The sequence below is a fragment of the Metabacillus sediminilitoris genome (assembly GCF_009720625.1).
GTDB lineage: Bacteria > Bacillota > Bacilli > Bacillales > Bacillaceae > Metabacillus > Metabacillus sediminilitoris.
In genome coordinates, this window is the sequence record NZ_CP046266.1 from 113,904 (window position 1) to 131,258 (window position 17,355).

Here is a 17,355-nt window from a genome sequence, read left to right on the forward strand (position 1 = left end):
ATAATTAACTCTACTACTTGGTAATCTAATAAGAGAGGAACACTTTCATGGCTAAAACAAAGGTGAAATTTATTTGTCAATCATGTGGATACGAATCACCGAAATGGATGGGTAAATGCCCAGGTTGTGGAGAATGGAATAAAATGACAGAGGAGATTTTGAAGCCTGTATCGCCAAGAAAGGCTACTTTTGCTCATTCCAACCAAACCGTTCAAAAACCTTCCCCGATTACAAATATCGAAACAACCCAAGAACCAAGGATTTTTACAAATTTAAAAGAATTTAACCGTGTATTAGGAAGCGGTATTGTTAAAGGGTCTCTCGTGTTAATTGGTGGTGATCCTGGTATTGGTAAGTCTACGCTTCTGCTGCAAGTATCCTCCCAATTAGCAGATAATGGTCACGATGTCTTATATATATCCGGAGAAGAATCTGTTAAACAAACGAAATTAAGAGCAGATCGCTTAGGAGTAAAAGCAGATAAACTATTCGTCTTATCAGAAACAGATATGAGTTATATTTCTCAGGCAATTGAGGAAACAAACCCTTCATTTGTTGTTGTTGATTCCATTCAAACGGTATTCCATAGTGAATTAAGCTCAGCTCCAGGAAGTGTATCACAAGTAAGAGAATCAACAGCAGATCTAATGAGAATTGCTAAAACAAAAGGTATCGCTATTTTTATTGTCGGTCATGTTACAAAGGAAGGATCAATTGCTGGTCCGCGTTTATTAGAGCACATGGTAGATACTGTACTCTACTTTGAAGGAGAAAGACATCATACATACCGCATTTTACGAGCCGTGAAGAATCGTTTTGGATCAACGAATGAAATGGGTATTTTTGAGATGAAGGAATCAGGTTTAGAAGAAGTAAAAAATCCTTCAGAAATATTTTTAGAAGAAAGATCGAAAGGTGCTGCTGGATCAACGGTAGTAGCCTCAATGGAGGGAACTAGACCGGTTCTTGTTGAAATTCAGGCATTAATTTCACCTACAAGCTTTGGTAATCCAAGGAGAATGGCAACAGGTATCGATCATAATCGTGTCCCATTATTAATGGCAGTGTTAGAGAAACGTGTAGGACTCCTTCTGCAAAATCAAGATGCCTATTTGAAGGTTGCGGGTGGAATTAAACTTGATGAACCAGCTATCGATTTAGCTGTTGCTGTAAGTATTGCTTCAAGCTTTAAAGATGCACCACCAAAACCAACAGATGTCATAATTGGTGAAGTTGGTTTAACTGGAGAGGTTAGAAGAGTTTCGAGGATTGAGCAAAGGGTCATAGAAGCTGCAAAGCTTGGATTTAAGCGGGCGATTATTCCTGAAGCAAATATTGGTGGGTGGAGTCCTCCGGATAACATTGAGATCGTTGGGATAAAAAATGTAGCTGAGGCCCTCCATAAAACGTTAGGAGGATAGGAGATGACAGATGTAGAGAGTAAATCTGGTGAAAAAAGGCTAAATGAAATTTTGCAATTTGTAGCACCTGGTACGCCAATGCGTGAGGGTATCGAAAATGTCCTTCGTGCAAAAACAGGTGGATTAATTGTCATTGGTCATAATGATAAAGTTAAGGATATTTTAGACGGTGGCTTTTCAATAAATTGTACATTTTCCTCTGCCCACTTGTATGAGTTAGCTAAAATGGATGGGGCGATTATTTTAAGTGACTCTGGTAATAAGATTCTCTATGCAAATGCTCAGCTAGTTCCTGACCCTTCTATTTATTCTTCTGAAACTGGGATGAGACATCGAACAGCTGAACGAGTGGCAAAACAAACAGGTAATTTGGTGATAGCCATTTCACAAAGAAGAAATGTGATTACTCTCTATCATGGTGAACTAAGATATGCACTTAAAGAAATAGGTGTTATTTTAACTAAGGCTAATCAGGCGATCCAAACACTAGAAAAATATAAGACTGTTCTTGATCACTCGATCTTGAATTTAGGTGCATTAGAGCTTGAAGATTTGGTTACTTTTAAAGAAGTGCTGCAAGTGTTGCATCGATTTGAGATGGTATTGCGTATAAAAGATGAAATAAATGATTATGTGAACGAGCTGGGGGCAGAAGGTCATCTTATTAGGTTACAATTGGCAGAGCTCCTTACTGGGATAGAAGGAGAAGCTGTCCTTCTTATTAAGGATTATGCAAATGACAAGGCTGTTGATCCACATCAAATTGTTAAACAGCTTCAAGACCTTTCTAGTTTTGAGCTTATAGAGGATTCAGTCTTATTTAAATTACTTGGGTACTCTTCATTTACAAACATTGATACTCCTGTCATGTCAAGAGGATATCGAATGTTAAGTAAAATTCCTAGATTGCCAACGATTATTATTGAAAATTTAGTGACAGACTATAAAAAGTTGAAACATATTATGCAAGCATCCGTAGAACAATTAGATGAAGTAGATGGAATAGGTGAGGTAAGAGCAAAGAAAATTATTGAAGGGATGAAGAGATTAAAGGATCAGCTTTTAATTGACCGCCATCTATAAGAATTTTTCATCAAAATTTTAGCAATTTGGTTTTAATTTCATTAAATAAGGGTATATTAAAATTGTTTTTTAAATTATCTTTTTTAGTAACGTTACAGGCTTGTTTCAATCTATTTACAAATTTAAATATCTATTTCACATGTACAAGAAGTAGGATAAAGTAGATATATCGTAAAAGGGAGGTGAAGGTATGTTAATAAAGCGCATTATACAGTTATTATTTCTAAGTATAGGTGGTATGTTAGGAATCCTTTTTATGCCAGAACTACTTAGAATATTAAATATGCAAGACATACCTTTTATTAATACACCTTATACTTTAGCTGTATTAGGTGCAATTGTTTTTTTTGTAGCAACATTTTGGTTAGTAGATTATGTCGTAAATTGGATTAAGGTCTTGGAAGAGGCTGTTGTCAAAGCACCTGTAACAGATGTGTTATTTGGTAGTTTAGGTTTAATATTTGGCCTTATAATTGCTTTTCTTATTGGTATTCCTTTAAATGAAATTCAATATCCAGTGTTTAATACAATCATTCCAATCTTTTTAACATTACTACTTGGATATTTAGGATTTCAAATTGGTTTTAAAAAGCGAGATGAATTGATCAATCTTTTTTCTACACAAAATCGAATCGGTAAGAAAAAGGGTGCAGCAGAAGAAGAAAGTGAAATAGAAGATAAAAAACTAAAAATTTTAGATACAAGTGTTATTATCGATGGTCGTATTGCGGATATTTGTCAAACCGGCTTTTTGGAAGGAACAATTGTTATTCCTCAATTTGTGCTAGAAGAGCTTCAACATATTGCCGATTCGTCTGATGTATTAAAACGCAACAGAGGTCGCAGAGGGCTAGATATACTAAATAGAATTCAAAAAGAGCTTGCGATTAATGTAGAAATTTATGAAGGTGATTTTGAGGATATACAAGAGGTTGATAGCAAGCTAGTGAAATTGGCGAAGTTGACTTCCGGTGTAGTTGTGACAAATGACTTTAATTTGAATAAAGTATGTGAACTGCAAAAAGTGCATGTTCTCAATATTAATGATTTAGCTAATGCCGTTAAGCCTGTAGTACTCCCTGGTGAAGAAATGAACGTACAAGTGATAAAAGATGGGAAAGAACATAATCAAGGCATCGCTTATTTAGATGATGGCACGATGATCGTTGTTGAAGAAGGACGAAACTATATTGGTAAACATATAGATGTGCTTGTAACAAGTGTTCTGCAAACTTCTGCAGGAAGAATGATCTTTGCTAAACCTAAATTATTAGAGAAGGCATTATAAAGCGTTACTCCGATCTTTATGAAAGTTATTCTTAATCTATCTGCTTTGCTTGTCTATAAAGCTTTAGGTAAGGTAGTACTGCTCGATAAGAAAAGGAATTAAAATGAAATATGATGGGAGTCTAGATGTCTAGCTTCAGCACCTGGCCTTAGATCGCGCAGGATATGCAAGTGCAGTTTCAGCGACAGGACGTCGCGTTTTAAACTGCCTCGTGGTCGCAAGCTACACATGCATTGAAGGCGATGAACACCTTCTATTCATGCGCGTCTTATGCCTGTCGGGGCAGAACAAGGCGCTTCCGCTTTTCAATAGCCCGTGGAACATTAGGTGACTAGTGTCTCATGGGCTATTTTACATATTTGAAGGAATCTTTTATGATGATAGTATACTGAATATTCGTGAGGAGTAAGTGTAATGAAATATCAAGTCGTTATTCTAGCAGCTGGACAAGGGAAACGAATGAATGCTGGTAAAAATAAACAGTTTATTGAACTTGAACAAGTCCCTATCATCATACATACTTTAAAAGTATTTCAAAAGCATACCATGTGCTCAGGAATCATTCTTGTTATTAATGATCAAGAAAAGGAAGATTTTCAAAAACTATTAGAAAAGTATGATGTTACAAAAATAAAAGCGATCGTGTCAGGTGGAAGTGAGAGACAGTATAGTGTGCATAATGGATTACATGCTGTTGATAAAGGTGAGCTGGTTCTTGTTCATGATGGAGCTAGACCGTTTATTTCGCATAAAAGAATTGAAGATTTAGTAGAAAAAGCTTATGAAACAGGGGCAGCAACATTAGCAGTCCCTGTAAAGGATACGATAAAACGGGTTGAAAATGGGAAAGTCATTGAAACAGTGGAACGTTCTACACTATGGTCAGTGCAAACCCCGCAGGCATTTCAACTCGAGCTTATACTTGCTGCCCATCATCATGCGAATCAAGAAAACTATCTTGGTACAGATGATGCCAGCCTAATTGAACGAATTGGAAAGCCCGTTTCGATCATCTTAGGGGATTACACAAATATTAAATTAACAACACCAGATGATTTACTACTAGCAAAGGCTATCCTTGATTGATTAATATGTAAATCGTAAAGATGGTTAGAGAATAAGAGTAGATGTAAGATTAAGTAGGTTAAGAAAGAGGGAAGAAAATGATTAGAATTGGACAAGGTTTTGATGTACATCAGTTAGTTGAAGGCCGACCTTTAATTATTGGAGGAATCGAGATTCCATATGAAAAAGGGCTGCTAGGACACTCAGATGCTGATGTGTTATTACATACGGTAGCGGATGCTTGCTTAGGGGCGATTGCGGAAGGTGACATTGGAAAACACTTCCCAGATACAGATCCTAATTTTAAAGATGCTGATTCTGCTAAATTGCTCTCACATGTATGGAATCTGGTGAAAGAAAAAGGGTATGAACTTGGTAACATAGATTGTACAATCATTGCACAAAAACCCAAAATGGCTCCACATATAGATTCAATGAGAAAACGGATTGCTGAATTACTTGAGGCAGATCTTTCTCAAGTAAATGTAAAAGCAACGACAACCGAAAAGTTAGGATTTACTGGCCGGCAAGAGGGGATTGCTTCACAAGCAACAGTTTTAATTCAGAAGCATCAATAATTAAATCGTATGAAGGAAAACAAGCGCTATTCGCTTCATTTCCTTTAATCTGTCATTGTTACTTGTCCCGTCCAAATTTGAAATAATGGTAACCTTCTTATTTGAATAATACTATAGATGACAAGAGCGTTTGTATCTCACTATTATTGATGATAAAATAAGTGCTGACTTAAAAAGTAATGAAATGTATCATCTTATATAATTTTTTACATATTTTAATGAGTTTGCTGGAGGTTTAGAGATGACAAATGAAGTAAGGGTACGTTATGCCCCAAGTCCAACAGGACATCTACATATTGGAAATGCAAGAACGGCCTTATTTAATTATTTATTCGCTAAAAATCAAGGCGGGAAGTTTATTATCCGTATTGAAGACACTGATAAAAAACGTAACATTGAAGGCGGGGAAGAAAGTCAGCTAAAGTATTTAAACTGGCTTGGTATTGATTGGGATGAAAGTGTAGATGTCGGCGGTGAGTATGGACCATATCGTCAATCTGAAAGAAATGATATATACAAAAAATATTATGATCAATTATTAGAGAACGGTTTAGCTTATAAATGCTATTGTACGGAAGAGGAGCTAGAAAAAGAACGCGAGGAACAAATGGCTCGTGGAGAAACACCTCAATATTCCGGCAAGCACGCTAGCTTAACTCCTGAAGAGCAAAAGAGCTTTGAGGCGCAAGGGTTAGAATATAGTATTCGTTTTAGGGTCCCAGTGAATAAAGAATATCGCTTTCAAGATATGGTGAAAGGTGATATTTCATTTGAATCAGAGGGCATGGGCGATTTTGTTATTGTGAAAAAAGATGGTACTCCAACATATAACTTCGCGGTAGCAATTGATGATCATTTAATGAAAATTTCCCATGTGTTACGTGGGGAAGATCATATTTCAAATACACCTAAACAAATTATGATTTACGAAGCATTTGGTTGGGATATTCCGGTATTCGGACATATGACATTAATCGTGAATGAAAATCGTAAAAAATTAAGTAAACGTGATGAGTCTATCATCCAATTTATTGAACAATATGAAGAGCTTGGTTATTTACCAGAAGCTTTATTTAATTTTATTTCTTTGCTAGGCTGGTCTCCAGGTGGAGAAGAAGAAGTATATAGCAAAGATCAGTTAATTGATATTTTTGATGCTGCGCGCCTCTCTAAATCCCCTGCAGTTTTTGATAAACAAAAGCTTGCGTGGATGAATAATCAATATATAAAACAGCTTGAAGTAGAGGAACTTGTTAAGCTTTCTTTACCGCATTTAATTAAAGCGGGTAAAGTATCTGAGCAGATGAGTGACGAAGAAAATGACCAAGTTCGCGGTTTGATTGCGTTGTACCAGGATCAAATGAGTTACGGTGCTGAAATTATTAGCCTAACTGAATTGTTTTTTAAAGAGGATATTGCTTATAACGAAGAAGCTGAACAGGTACTCTCTGGTGAACAAGTACCAGTTGTGTTATCTGCATTTGTGTCAGAGTTAGAAAATGCTGAGGACTTTTCAGCAGAAACAATTAAAGCGTCTATTAAATCTGTTCAAAAAGCAACAGGTCAAAAAGGTAAAAATTTATTTATGCCAATTCGTGTTGCAATTACTGGGCAGACTCATGGACCTGATTTACCAAAATCAATTGCTGTATTAGGTAGAAATAAGGTAATTTCAAGATTAAAAAATATTATTAGTTAACTTTTTTATAAAAATGTAATATAGTATGGTTAAACCAATAGTTAAAACGTTGATAAGGAGAGTAAAGTTTTATTTCCTTTTTAGAGAGAACCTCCACTGGCTGAAAGGGGTTTAAGTGAAATAACTCTTGAAATGCACCTTTGAGTCTTTTACTAAACATCAACTGTTTGATTAGTAAGTAATAGCGTGTCGCTCTACGTTACAGAGCTAAAGTTGAGGTCATGAGGATATTGTGTATCGGGAACGAAACCTACTCATACCTAAACAGAGTGGAACCGCGCATACAAGCGTCTCTGTATTTATTACAGAGGCGCTTTTTTGTATAAAAAATTGGTATTTTAGTTTGGGGAATCGGGAGGGAAATATTCATTTTAGGTTTTTTCCTTCAACAAATATTGAACGTAAGTAATGATGGGAGGGGTAAATTTTGTTTAAAATGTTGAAAGAAGACGTAGAAATCATATTTGAACAAGATCCGGCTGCACGGAGTTATTTTGAGGTCATTTTAACGTATTCGGGGCTGCATGCGATTTGGGCACATCGGGTTGCACATGCCTTATACAAAAGAAAGTTCTATTTCTTCGCAAGAGCTATCTCTCAAATAAGTAGGTTTTTTACAGGTATAGAAATCCATCCAGCAGCAACAATAGGCCGAAGGTTTTTTATAGATCATGGAATGGGTGTTGTGATCGGGGAAACGTGTGAAATTGGGGATAATGTTACGGTATTCCAAGGGGTAACACTTGGCGGAACTGGGAAGGAAAAAGGAAAAAGACACCCTACAATTAAGGATCATGCTTTAATTGCTACAGGAGCAAAAGTGTTAGGATCTATCACGGTTGGTGCATACTCTAAAATAGGAGCAGGTTCTGTTGTCCTTAAAGATGTGCCAGATCATTCAACTGTTGTGGGGATTCCTGGTCGGGTGGTCATCCAAAACGGAAGAAAAGTTGGTCAAGATTTAAACCATTGTGATCTGCCAGATCCGGTTGCAGATCGTTTTAAAGAGCTAGAGACAGAGCTTGCAAATTTAAAAAATGAAGTCGAGCAGTTAAGGAAAGGAACGAGTGAACATGGCGATAAAGTTGTACAATACGCTCACGAGGGAAAAAGAAACATTTGAGCCTCTTGAAAAAGGGAAAGTTAAAATGTATGTATGTGGTCCTACCGTATATAACTATATCCATATTGGGAATGCCAGACCAGCAATCGTTTATGATACAGTTCGCAGATATTTAGAGTACAGCGGGTATGAAGTAAACTATGTATCAAATTTTACGGATGTTGATGATAAATTAATCAAAGCTGCTAACGAATTAGGTGAAGATGTACCAACAATTGCAGATCGTTTTATTGATGCTTATTTTGAAGATGTTTCTGCACTTGGCTGTAAACGTGCAACAGTTCACCCGCGCGTTACAGAGAGCATTGATATCATTATTGATTTTATTCAGGCTTTAATTGATAAAGGCTATGCTTATGAAGCTGGCGGGGATGTCTATTATAAAACAAGAGAGTTTAAAGAATACGGAAAACTCTCCCACCAGTCAATTGATGAATTACGGTTAGGTAATCGTATTGATATCGGCGAGAAAAAACAAGATGCACTTGATTTTGTTTTATGGAAAGCAGCTAAAGAAGGCGAAATTTCTTGGGAAAGTCCATGGGGACATGGTCGTCCAGGCTGGCACATTGAATGCTCGGCGATGGCGAAAAAGTACCTTGGTGATACAATTGATATCCATGCAGGCGGTCAGGATTTAACATTTCCTCATCATGAAAATGAAATTGCTCAATCTGAAGCTTTAAATGAAAAATTATTTGCAAAGTATTGGATGCATAACGGATATATTAATATTAATAATGAAAAGATGTCGAAGTCATTAGGTAACTTCGTCCTTGTTCACGATATCATAAAAGAAATTGACCCGCAGGTTGTCCGATTCTTTATGCTGTCTGTTCATTATCGACATCCGATTAATTTTTCACAAGAACTGCTTGAAAGTACAAAAAATGCGTTTGAACGATTAAAGACTTCATATGCTAATCTTCAACACCGTAAAAATAGCAGCACAAATTTAACGGATGATAATGAAGCATGGATAAGTAAGATTCATGATTATCGTGATCAATTCAAGAAAGAAATGGATGATGACTTTAATACAGCAAATGCAGTTTCTGTTTTGTTTGACTTAGCGAAACAAGCAAATTATTACTTACAAGAACTAAATACTTCAGAAGAAGTCATTCAAGCATTCCTTAATGAATTTGATCAATTAGGAGACGTTTTAGGGGTGAATTTTTCCCAGACAGAACTTTTAGATGCAGAAATTGATGAATTGATCGAAAAACGTATTCAAGCGAGAAAAGATCGTAATTTCGCATTAGCGGATGAAATTAGAGATCAATTAAAAGAAATGAATATTATTTTAGAGGATACTCCTCAAGGAACAAGATGGAAGCGAATCGTGGAATGATTACGATTTTTATAATATGGGAATAAAGTTAGTAAGTAAAGAAGGTGGAGGAGCCCACATAACGAAGGACACACTTGTTAAGGCTCTTCCCTTTTTTAGTAGAAAAGAGGACCAACATGTTTTTAGATTTAGAAGAAATAAAGGATTCTAAGCATTTGAATAGCTTAGCTTTGGCATATATTGGTGATGCTGTATTTGAAATTTATGTAAGACATCACCTTTTGGCTAATGGGAATATTCGACCAAACCAGCTTCATAATCAAGCTAAAAGGTTTGTGTCAGCAAAGGCTCAAGCAAGGATATTGCATCACTTATTTACGTTTGAGAATTTTTCTGAAGAGGAAGAGGCTGTCATTAGACGAGGCCGAAATGCAAAGTCAGGTACAATTCCTAAAAATACAGATGTACAAACTTATCGATATAGTACGGCGTTTGAAGCATTGATCGGATATCTTTACCTGGAAAAGAAACATACTCGATTAGAAGAACTAATTCAAGAGGCTTTTCAATTTATTACACTCGAAGAAAGGAGGAAGAATTAATGGATCAGGATCTTATTATTGGGCGTAACCCTGTAATCGAAGTTTTAAAATCATCTCGCGATGTAAATAAAATCTGGGTTGCTGAAAATTCATTAAAAGGACAAGCACAGCAAATTACACAGCTTGCAAAGGAAAAAGGTGTCACGATTAATTTTGTACCTAAGAAAAAAATCGATCAGATGGTGGAAGGTAATCATCAAGGAGTAGTAGCGCAAGTTGCGGCATATGAATATGTCCATGTAGATGATATCTTAGCAATTGCAGAAAAAAGAGGTGAAATGCCGTTTTTACTGCTATTGGATGAAATAGAGGATCCGCATAATCTAGGATCGATTATGAGAACTGCGGATGCTGTTGGTGCTCACGGAATTATTATTCCAAAAAGAAGAGCTGTTGGGCTGACGGCAACGGTTGCTAAAGCATCGACTGGTGCAATTGAACATATCCCTGTTGCACGTATAACAAACATGGCTCGAACGATCGAAGAATTAAAGGAACGCGGGATTTGGATTGTAGGAACGGATGCTAAAGGTGCAGATGATTACCGTAATTTAGATGGGAATATGCCGTTAGCATTAATTATAGGTAGCGAAGGCAAAGGGATTGGCAGACTAATTAAAGAAAAATGTGATTTTTTAATTAAAATGCCAATGATTGGCCATGTCACATCACTAAATGCATCTGTAGCAGGAAGCCTTTTAATGTATGAGGTATACCGAAAGCGATATCCTTTAGGAGAGTAAGGGAGAATGGATATCCTATTAGTGGATGGATATAACATTATCGGAGCATGGCCGGATCTGCAAAAGCTAAAGAAGGACAATCTATCTGAAGCTAGGGATCAATTAATTGAGAAGATGGCGGAATATCAAGCATACACAGGCTATCGTGTCATTATTGTTTTCGATGCCCATCTTGTAAAAGGAATTGAAAAAAAGCAAAAAAACTATCGAGTAGAAGTTATTTTTACCCGAGAAAATGAAACAGCGGATGAACGAATCGAAAAACTGGCAATCTCATTAAATAACATAAAGACTCAAGTACATGTTGCCACTTCTGATTTTACAGAACAATGGGCCATTTTTGGTCAAGGTGCTCTTCGTAAATCAGCAAGGGAATTATTAAATGAAATGAATTCAATTGAGAACAGGATAAAAATAAAAGTAAAAAAATTTGAAGAAAAGCGCCCATCTTCAAAAATTTTATTTCCTGATGATGTAAAGGAAAAGCTGGAAAAATGGCGCAGAGGTGACCTATAGTTGTTAGGCAACAATAATTATTTTGGTCGGGCATATGCACATTTTACCAGCCAAGCATCGCTCTCATGGAGATCGCAAAAGACGTACAAATGCAGTCAAGTGATTAGGTCGTCGCTTTTTTTGATAGCCCTTAAATGTCAGAGTTGTCAAGGAATTTGCACTTTTCTTAGGTTGACGCTTTCAAAATTCATACTGTATACTATTGATATCATGTGTGCGGTCGGGGGGATCGGCTTGAATTCACCATTCAACAGGGGTAAGGTCAACAAGGAACAATTGTCATTAATGGAAGATGAACAAGTGGTTGAACTCGTGCATAATGGAGAAAGTGAAGCACTTGACTACTTAATTACGAAGTATCGCAATTTCGTTCGTGCAAAGGCTAGATCTTATTTCTTAATAGGTGCCGATCGAGAGGATATTATTCAAGAAGGAATGATTGGTTTGTACAAGTCTATCCGCGACTTTAAAGAGGACAAACTTACTTCCTTTAAAGCATTTGCAGAATTATGTATTACAAGGCAGATCATTACTGCAATAAAGACAGCAACACGTCAGAAGCATATTCCACTTAATTCCTATGTATCATTGGACAAGCCAATATATGACGAAGAATCAGATCGGACGCTTATGGATGTTATAACAGGTACAAAAGCTATGGACCCTGAGGAACTCATTATTAACCAAGAGGAATTTGATGATATTGAAGTTAAAATGGGAGAATTATTGAGTGATTTAGAGCGCAAGGTATTAGTTTTATACTTAGATGGCCGATCTTATCACGAGATCTCGGAAGAACTAAATCGGCACGTTAAATCAATTGATAATGCCCTTCAACGTGTGAAAAGAAAGCTTGAGCGATATTTAGAGTTAAGGGAAATAAGTTTGTAATAGAGTATGCTTAAAGTTGATTTTTATCGTTTATTGACGAAAAAACCTCACTATGATACAGTTTTAAGGAATAAAAGTGTAACGGTAGGTGAGAAGATTGCGAAAAAAAGTTACAATGGCATGTACAACTTGTGGAAGCAGGAATTATTCAACGATGAAAAATTCTTCAAGTACAACTGAACGGTTAGAAATAAATAAATTTTGTAAAGTTTGTAACTCGCATACGAACCACCGTGAAACAAAGTAGTCTTTATATCTATTATTTATTTATGCGAAGTTTCTCTATTATTCCTGGAGGTAGCATACATGCAACGTATAATTAATTTTTTCCGAGATGTGTCTCGTGAAATGAAGAAGGTAAGTTGGCCGAAAGGTAAAGAGCTTAGAAAGTATACAATTACAGTATTAACAACTGTCATTTTTGCTTCTGTTTTCTTTGCGGTCATTGACTTAGGTATTTCTTCTGTAATTCGTTTGTTTATTGAATAACAGATGGAAAATCGTGCTATAATAGAAAATATTAATCTTTATCTGCAAAACCCGTTATGCGGGTTTTTTAATTGTTTAAAAAAGCTCATTACATTAGATGTGTTTGAAGGTTAGGGAAGGCTTTGTGTAACTAGCTTTATTTACGATGATTGTATTGAAAGAGTATAGAGAGTAGAATCCTATTTATTTTTACCTTCATTTTGAAAGTTGGACGGAACCCGATTAACTTAACAAGCATTCTTAACACAGATTTTATAAAACTAGTAATTGTCAAACGGTGAAACTATATTTGCTTGTTTCGCCCCAATTAGAAACTGGGCTTGTATTTGAAGCTTAATTTCTCCTTTATTTTTGATGGCTGGTTTTTCGCCATTAACGCTATGTATTAAAACCTATTGTGGGGAGGGAAGGACATTTTGTCCTGACACTATGGAAAAGAATTGGTATGTTGTACACACGTATTCAGGTTATGAAAATAAGGTTAAAGCAAATCTCGAGAAACGTGTAGAATCAATGGGTATGGAAGATAAGATCTTCCGTGTGGTTGTGCCTGAAGAAGAAGAAACAGATTATAAAGATGGCAAAAAGAAAGTTGTGAAAAAGAAAGTTTTTCCTGGATACGTATTAGTTGAGATTGTGATGACTGACGATTCTTGGTATGTTGTCCGTAATACACCTGGGGTAACTGGATTTGTAGGATCTGCTGGACATGGCTCAAAACCGACACCTCTACTGCCTGATGAGGTTAGTTTTATTTTGAAACGCATGGGAATGGATGAACGCCGAGTTGAAATTGATTATGAATTAAATGAAACAGTTAAAGTTACAGAAGGACCCTTTGCTAACTTTACAGGTTCAATTGAAGAAATTGATCAAGATAAAAACAAGCTTAAGGTTCTTGTAAATATGTTCGGTCGTGAAACACCTGTAGAATTAGACTTTTCACAGGTAACGAAATTATAATGTAAAAAAACTTGAAATCAAATTCGGATAGTGGTAAAATTTCATAGGTCAGTATGTCTCAAGGTATTGAGACAGATTATCTATCTTACACTGATCAGAAATTCAATTATTTCTGAATGGATAAGGGTATAAAGACTAAGATTAGTGAATGCCCGAATTTTAACTATTTGTATTACAAATGGTTTAGATGAGTGGGAGGGTTTTAACCCAATTACCACATCACGGACTTAAGGAGGTGTGTCTCGTGGCTAAAAAAGTAATTAAAATTGTAAAATTGCAAATTCCTGCAGCGAAAGCTAATCCAGCACCACCAGTTGGTCCTGCATTAGGTCAAGCTGGTGTTAATATCATGGGATTCTGTAAAGAGTTTAACGCTCGTACAGCTGATCAAGCTGGTTTAATCATTCCGGTTGAAATCACAGTATTCGAGGACCGTTCATTTACATTTATTACGAAAACTCCTCCTGCTGCTGTATTACTTAAAAAAGCAGCTGGTATTGAGTCTGGTTCTGGTGAACCAAACCGTAATAAAGTAGCGACTGTTAAACGTGACAAAGTACGTGAAATCGCTGAAACAAAAATGCCTGATTTAAACGCAGCTAGCGTTGAATCAGCAATGCGTATGGTTGAAGGTACTGCACGTAGCATGGGTATCGTTATCGAAGACTAATTTTCATTAGTTAGGGATGTTTTTTTGGGGTTGCGAGTTTGCTTAAAAACAAGTTCGCAACCTTTATTCGTGGGAGGTTATTCCGCTAAAACCACTAAGGAGGAAATAAAAATGGCTAAAAAAGGTAAAAAATTAGCAGAAGCTACAAAGCTTGTAGATCGTACTAAATTTTATACAGTTCAAGAAGCTGTAGAACTAGTGAAGAAAACTAGCATCGTTAAATTTGATGCGACTGTAGAAGTTGCTTTCCGTTTAGGAGTTGACCCTAAGAAAGCTGATCAACAAATTCGTGGTGCAGTAGTACTACCTAATGGTACTGGTAAAACTCAACGCGTATTAGTATTTGCTAAAGGTGAAAAAGCGAAAGAAGCTGAAGCAGCAGGTGCTGATTATGTTGGCGATACTGATTACATCAACAAAATCCAACAAGGTTGGTTTGACTTTGACGTAATCGTTGCTACACCTGATATGATGGGTGAAGTTGGTAAATTAGGACGTGTATTAGGACCTAAAGGATTAATGCCAAACCCTAAAACAGGTACAGTTACATTTGATGTAACAAAAGCTGTTAATGAAATTAAAGCAGGTAAAGTTGAGTACCGTTTAGATAAAGCTGGTATTATCCACGTTCCTATCGGTAAAGTGTCATTTGAAGACAGCAAACTAGTTGAGAACTTCACAACTGTTTATGAAACTTTAATAAAAGCGAAACCAGCTGCAGCAAAAGGAACTTACATGAAGAGCGTAAATGCAACTTCAACTATGGGTCCTGGCGTGAAAGTTGATTCTTCAAGCTTCGCTGTAAAATAATTACTATTGACTTCGGAATGAAGTTTATATATAATAACTAATGTTGTTAAAAAGAATATCGCTATACCGTAGACAGTAGGTGCTAAATTAGCTTAATTTCCTACCGAGGTGTATTTACGAATAAAGCATATGTTTGCTTATTGTATATACGAACCTCCATGTCTAACGCCGTGGAGGTTTTTAAATGCCTTACCGAACGGTACTAGTGTTACATGAAACTACAGGAGGTGTAACAATGAGCGCAGTTATCGAAAAAAAGAAACAGTTGGTAGAAGAAATTTCTGCTAAGTTCCGTGAAAGTAAATCTACTATTGTCGTTGACTACCGTGGATTAACTGTAGGTGAAGTAACTGAATTACGTAAGCAATTACGTGATGCAGGTATTGAATTCAAAGTTTACAAAAATACAATGACTCGTCGTGCGGCAGAACAAGCTGAGTTAGTTGGTCTTAACGATGCATTAACAGGCCCAAATGCAATTGCATTCAGTAATGATGATGTTGTTGCTCCGGCAAAAATTTTAAATGACTTCGCAAAGAAACATGAAGCACTTGAAATCAAAGCTGGTGTAATCGAAGGTAATATTGCAACAGTTGAAGAAGTGAAAGCTCTTGCTGAACTTCCATCACGCGAAGGTTTACTTTCTATGTTGCTTAGCGTTCTTCAAGCTCCAATCCGTAACCTTGCACTTGCTACAAAAGCTGTTGCAGATCAAAAAGAAGAACAAGGCGCATAATTCAATTAGCCTAGTATTCAACTATTAATAAAAAACTTAATCAGGAAAAACAAGGAGGAAATTATAATGACTCAAGAACAAATCATTGAAGCAGTTAAGAATATGACTGTTTTAGAATTAAACGACTTAGTTAAAGCAATCGAAGAAGAGTTTGGTGTAACTGCTGCAGCTCCTGTAGCTGTTGCTGCTGCTGGTGGCGAAGCTGCTGCTGAGCAAACTGAATTTGACGTAGTACTTGCAAGTGCTGGCGGACAAAAAATCAAAGTTATCAAAGTTGTACGTGAAGCTACTGGCTTAGGCTTAAAAGAAGCTAAAGAATTAGTAGATAACGCTCCTAAAGCTCTTAAAGAAGGCGTATCTAAAGAAGAAGCTGAAGAATTAAAAGCTAAACTTGAAGAAGTTGGCGCTTCTGTAGAAGTTAAGTAATTACAACGAAACTTACTGTAAAAAGCTCGCTATTATTGGCGAGCTTTTTATGTATCCTAATTTATTTGAATTTTTTTGTATAAAATGCAAGCAAATGACAAATCCTAATCTCCTGAAAGAGGAGGAACTATATGAGTGATCATTATTATTCTCAAAAACCTACAGTTCAAAGTGAACGAAAAACATGGGATTTTACCCTATTGGGACACCTCTTCACATTTCAAAGTGACCGGGGGGTGTTTTCGAAAAATGAAGTAGATTTTGGTTCACGATTATTAATAGAAACATTTGTGATTCCTGAAAGTGAAGGGGATATCCTTGATGTGGGATGTGGATATGGACCGGTTGGACTCTCTATTGCAAAACATTATCAAAAGCATGTTGATTTAATTGATATTAATGAACGAGCTATTGAACTAGCAACCGATAATGCTGCACTCAATTCAGTTGAGAATGTCACGATTTTTCAAAGCGATCTATTTCAAAAAATAGAGCCTAATCAAAAATACATAGCAATTCTATCAAATCCTCCTATAAGAGCTGGTAAAAAAGTAGTTCATTCGATTTTTGAAGAAAGCTATAAGCACTTAAAGGAAGGCGGAGAGCTATGGATTGTCATTCAGAAAAAGCAAGGAGCACCTTCCGCTATTGATAAATTAAATGAATTGTTTGCTGAGGTAGAGGTCGTTGAAAAGAAAAAAGGCTATTTTATTATTAAAGCAAAAAAAAGTTGACGCAAAATTTTTGCTATGATAGTATTATAAAATGCCAATATATAATTTCCATAACTGTCTAATTTTTAGGAAAAAAATGTATGAAAGTTTGATTTATGGAAATACTTATAAAATCAATAGTACGATTCAAATTGTGGTTTTCTAAGATGAAACCCTTTTTATTTTTTTGTTTTTTCCTTGCGTTAGTACTTGATTTTCCTTTGATTTTATTTCAGATTTTATAA

The 17,355-nt window shown here is 36.1% G+C and carries 20 protein-coding genes and 2 other annotated features; all 20 genes read left to right on the top strand.

Annotated features, from left to right (window positions below):
• The first annotated feature begins 47 nt into the window (after positions 1 to 47).
• The gene (radA, locus tag GMB29_RS00585) at positions 48 to 1,421 is read left to right on the top strand and encodes a DNA repair protein RadA (RefSeq protein ID WP_136357973.1); all 1,374 of its coding nucleotides are present in this window, start codon (positions 48 to 50) and stop codon (positions 1,419 to 1,421) included.
• A gap of 3 nt (positions 1,422 to 1,424) precedes the next feature.
• The gene (gene disA, locus GMB29_RS00590) at positions 1,425 to 2,504 is read left to right on the top strand and encodes a DNA integrity scanning diadenylate cyclase DisA (protein ID WP_136357971.1); all 1,080 of its coding nucleotides are present in this window, start codon (positions 1,425 to 1,427) and stop codon (positions 2,502 to 2,504) included.
• Between the two features lie 190 nt (positions 2,505 to 2,694).
• On the top strand, positions 2,695 to 3,792 hold the full coding sequence (locus GMB29_RS00595) for a PIN/TRAM domain-containing protein (protein ID WP_136357969.1): 1,098 nt from the start codon (positions 2,695 to 2,697) through the stop codon (positions 3,790 to 3,792).
• Between the two features lie 414 nt (positions 3,793 to 4,206).
• Positions 4,207 to 4,878, top strand: a complete 672-nt coding sequence (ispD, locus tag GMB29_RS00600; protein WP_136357967.1) for a 2-C-methyl-D-erythritol 4-phosphate cytidylyltransferase — start codon at positions 4,207 to 4,209, stop codon at positions 4,876 to 4,878.
• A 77-nt stretch (positions 4,879 to 4,955) separates the two neighbouring features.
• The gene (ispF, locus tag GMB29_RS00605) at positions 4,956 to 5,435 is read left to right on the top strand and encodes a 2-C-methyl-D-erythritol 2,4-cyclodiphosphate synthase (RefSeq protein ID WP_136357965.1); all 480 of its coding nucleotides are present in this window, start codon (positions 4,956 to 4,958) and stop codon (positions 5,433 to 5,435) included.
• A gap of 241 nt (positions 5,436 to 5,676) precedes the next feature.
• The gene (gltX, locus tag GMB29_RS00610) at positions 5,677 to 7,134 is read left to right on the top strand and encodes a glutamate--tRNA ligase (protein WP_136357963.1); all 1,458 of its coding nucleotides are present in this window, start codon (positions 5,677 to 5,679) and stop codon (positions 7,132 to 7,134) included.
• Between the two features lie 40 nt (positions 7,135 to 7,174).
• Positions 7,175 to 7,432, top strand: a binding site (T-box leader).
• Positions 7,433 to 7,558: 126 nt separating this feature from the next.
• Entirely contained in the window at positions 7,559 to 8,257 is a 699-nt protein-coding gene (cysE, locus tag GMB29_RS00615) for a serine O-acetyltransferase (protein WP_155443818.1), read from the top strand.
• Positions 8,208 to 9,611, top strand: a complete 1,404-nt coding sequence (gene cysS / locus GMB29_RS00620; RefSeq protein ID WP_136357959.1) for a cysteine--tRNA ligase — start codon at positions 8,208 to 8,210, stop codon at positions 9,609 to 9,611. The genes cysE and cysS overlap by 50 nt, the downstream gene beginning before the upstream one ends.
• A gap of 116 nt (positions 9,612 to 9,727) precedes the next feature.
• Complete coding sequence (locus tag GMB29_RS00625) at positions 9,728 to 10,153, top strand: Mini-ribonuclease 3 (RefSeq protein ID WP_136357958.1); 426 nt, start codon at positions 9,728 to 9,730, stop codon at positions 10,151 to 10,153.
• Complete coding sequence (gene rlmB / locus GMB29_RS00630; RefSeq protein WP_136357956.1) at positions 10,153 to 10,896, top strand: 23S rRNA (guanosine(2251)-2'-O)-methyltransferase RlmB; 744 nt, start codon at positions 10,153 to 10,155, stop codon at positions 10,894 to 10,896. Before GMB29_RS00625 ends, rlmB begins: the two co-directional genes overlap by 1 nt.
• Positions 10,897 to 10,902: 6 nt before the next feature.
• Entirely contained in the window at positions 10,903 to 11,412 is a 510-nt protein-coding gene (locus GMB29_RS00635; protein WP_136357954.1) for an NYN domain-containing protein, read from the top strand.
• A 210-nt stretch (positions 11,413 to 11,622) separates the two neighbouring features.
• Positions 11,623 to 12,303: an RNA polymerase sporulation sigma factor SigH gene (sigH, locus tag GMB29_RS00640; RefSeq protein WP_406600305.1), complete on the top strand. Its 681-nt coding sequence runs from the start codon at positions 11,623 to 11,625 to the stop codon at positions 12,301 to 12,303.
• 97 nt (positions 12,304 to 12,400) lie between these two features.
• Positions 12,401 to 12,550: a 50S ribosomal protein L33 gene (rpmG, locus tag GMB29_RS00645; RefSeq protein ID WP_136357950.1), complete on the top strand. Its 150-nt coding sequence runs from the start codon at positions 12,401 to 12,403 to the stop codon at positions 12,548 to 12,550.
• A gap of 59 nt (positions 12,551 to 12,609) precedes the next feature.
• Positions 12,610 to 12,792, top strand: coding sequence for a preprotein translocase subunit SecE (secE, locus tag GMB29_RS00650; protein WP_136357947.1), 183 nt, complete (start codon positions 12,610 to 12,612; stop codon positions 12,790 to 12,792).
• A gap of 429 nt (positions 12,793 to 13,221) precedes the next feature.
• The gene (gene nusG / locus GMB29_RS00655; RefSeq protein WP_136357945.1) at positions 13,222 to 13,755 is read left to right on the top strand and encodes a transcription termination/antitermination protein NusG; all 534 of its coding nucleotides are present in this window, start codon (positions 13,222 to 13,224) and stop codon (positions 13,753 to 13,755) included.
• A 244-nt stretch (positions 13,756 to 13,999) separates the two neighbouring features.
• Entirely contained in the window at positions 14,000 to 14,425 is a 426-nt protein-coding gene (gene rplK, locus GMB29_RS00660; RefSeq protein ID WP_026561207.1) for a 50S ribosomal protein L11, read from the top strand.
• A 111-nt stretch (positions 14,426 to 14,536) separates the two neighbouring features.
• A complete protein-coding gene (gene rplA, locus GMB29_RS00665; protein ID WP_136357943.1) occupies positions 14,537 to 15,235 on the top strand; it encodes a 50S ribosomal protein L1 in 699 nt (232 codons plus the stop codon).
• A gap of 48 nt (positions 15,236 to 15,283) precedes the next feature.
• Positions 15,284 to 15,427, top strand: a sequence feature (ribosomal protein L10 leader region).
• Positions 15,428 to 15,470: 43 nt separating this feature from the next.
• On the top strand, positions 15,471 to 15,971 hold the full coding sequence (gene rplJ, locus GMB29_RS00670) for a 50S ribosomal protein L10 (RefSeq protein WP_136357941.1): 501 nt from the start codon (positions 15,471 to 15,473) through the stop codon (positions 15,969 to 15,971).
• A 66-nt stretch (positions 15,972 to 16,037) separates the two neighbouring features.
• Positions 16,038 to 16,397: a 50S ribosomal protein L7/L12 gene (rplL, locus tag GMB29_RS00675; RefSeq protein ID WP_078433096.1), complete on the top strand. Its 360-nt coding sequence runs from the start codon at positions 16,038 to 16,040 to the stop codon at positions 16,395 to 16,397.
• Positions 16,398 to 16,528: 131 nt separating this feature from the next.
• A complete protein-coding gene (locus tag GMB29_RS00680) occupies positions 16,529 to 17,131 on the top strand; it encodes a class I SAM-dependent methyltransferase (RefSeq protein WP_136357939.1) in 603 nt (200 codons plus the stop codon).
• The last annotated feature ends 224 nt before the right edge of the window (positions 17,132 to 17,355 follow it).

Coding starts and splice junctions, on each gene's coding strand:
- radA (WP_136357973.1), top strand. CDS start 48: ATGGCTAAAACAAAGGTGAAATTTATTTGTCAATCATGTGGATACGAA.
- disA (WP_136357971.1), top strand. CDS start 1,425: ATGACAGATGTAGAGAGTAAATCTGGTGAAAAAAGGCTAAATGAAATT.
- GMB29_RS00595 (WP_136357969.1), top strand. CDS start 2,695: ATGTTAATAAAGCGCATTATACAGTTATTATTTCTAAGTATAGGTGGT.
- ispD (WP_136357967.1), top strand. CDS start 4,207: ATGAAATATCAAGTCGTTATTCTAGCAGCTGGACAAGGGAAACGAATG.
- ispF (WP_136357965.1), top strand. CDS start 4,956: ATGATTAGAATTGGACAAGGTTTTGATGTACATCAGTTAGTTGAAGGC.
- gltX (WP_136357963.1), top strand. CDS start 5,677: ATGACAAATGAAGTAAGGGTACGTTATGCCCCAAGTCCAACAGGACAT.
- cysS (WP_136357959.1), top strand. CDS start 8,208: ATGGCGATAAAGTTGTACAATACGCTCACGAGGGAAAAAGAAACATTT.
- GMB29_RS00625 (WP_136357958.1), top strand. CDS start 9,728: ATGTTTTTAGATTTAGAAGAAATAAAGGATTCTAAGCATTTGAATAGC.
- rlmB (WP_136357956.1), top strand. CDS start 10,153: ATGGATCAGGATCTTATTATTGGGCGTAACCCTGTAATCGAAGTTTTA.
- GMB29_RS00635 (WP_136357954.1), top strand. CDS start 10,903: ATGGATATCCTATTAGTGGATGGATATAACATTATCGGAGCATGGCCG.
- sigH (WP_406600305.1), top strand. CDS start 11,623: ATGTGTGCGGTCGGGGGGATCGGCTTGAATTCACCATTCAACAGGGGT.
- secE (WP_136357947.1), top strand. CDS start 12,610: ATGCAACGTATAATTAATTTTTTCCGAGATGTGTCTCGTGAAATGAAG.
- nusG (WP_136357945.1), top strand. CDS start 13,222: ATGGAAAAGAATTGGTATGTTGTACACACGTATTCAGGTTATGAAAAT.
- rplA (WP_136357943.1), top strand. CDS start 14,537: ATGGCTAAAAAAGGTAAAAAATTAGCAGAAGCTACAAAGCTTGTAGAT.
- rplJ (WP_136357941.1), top strand. CDS start 15,471: ATGAGCGCAGTTATCGAAAAAAAGAAACAGTTGGTAGAAGAAATTTCT.
- rplL (WP_078433096.1), top strand. CDS start 16,038: ATGACTCAAGAACAAATCATTGAAGCAGTTAAGAATATGACTGTTTTA.
- GMB29_RS00680 (WP_136357939.1), top strand. CDS start 16,529: ATGAGTGATCATTATTATTCTCAAAAACCTACAGTTCAAAGTGAACGA.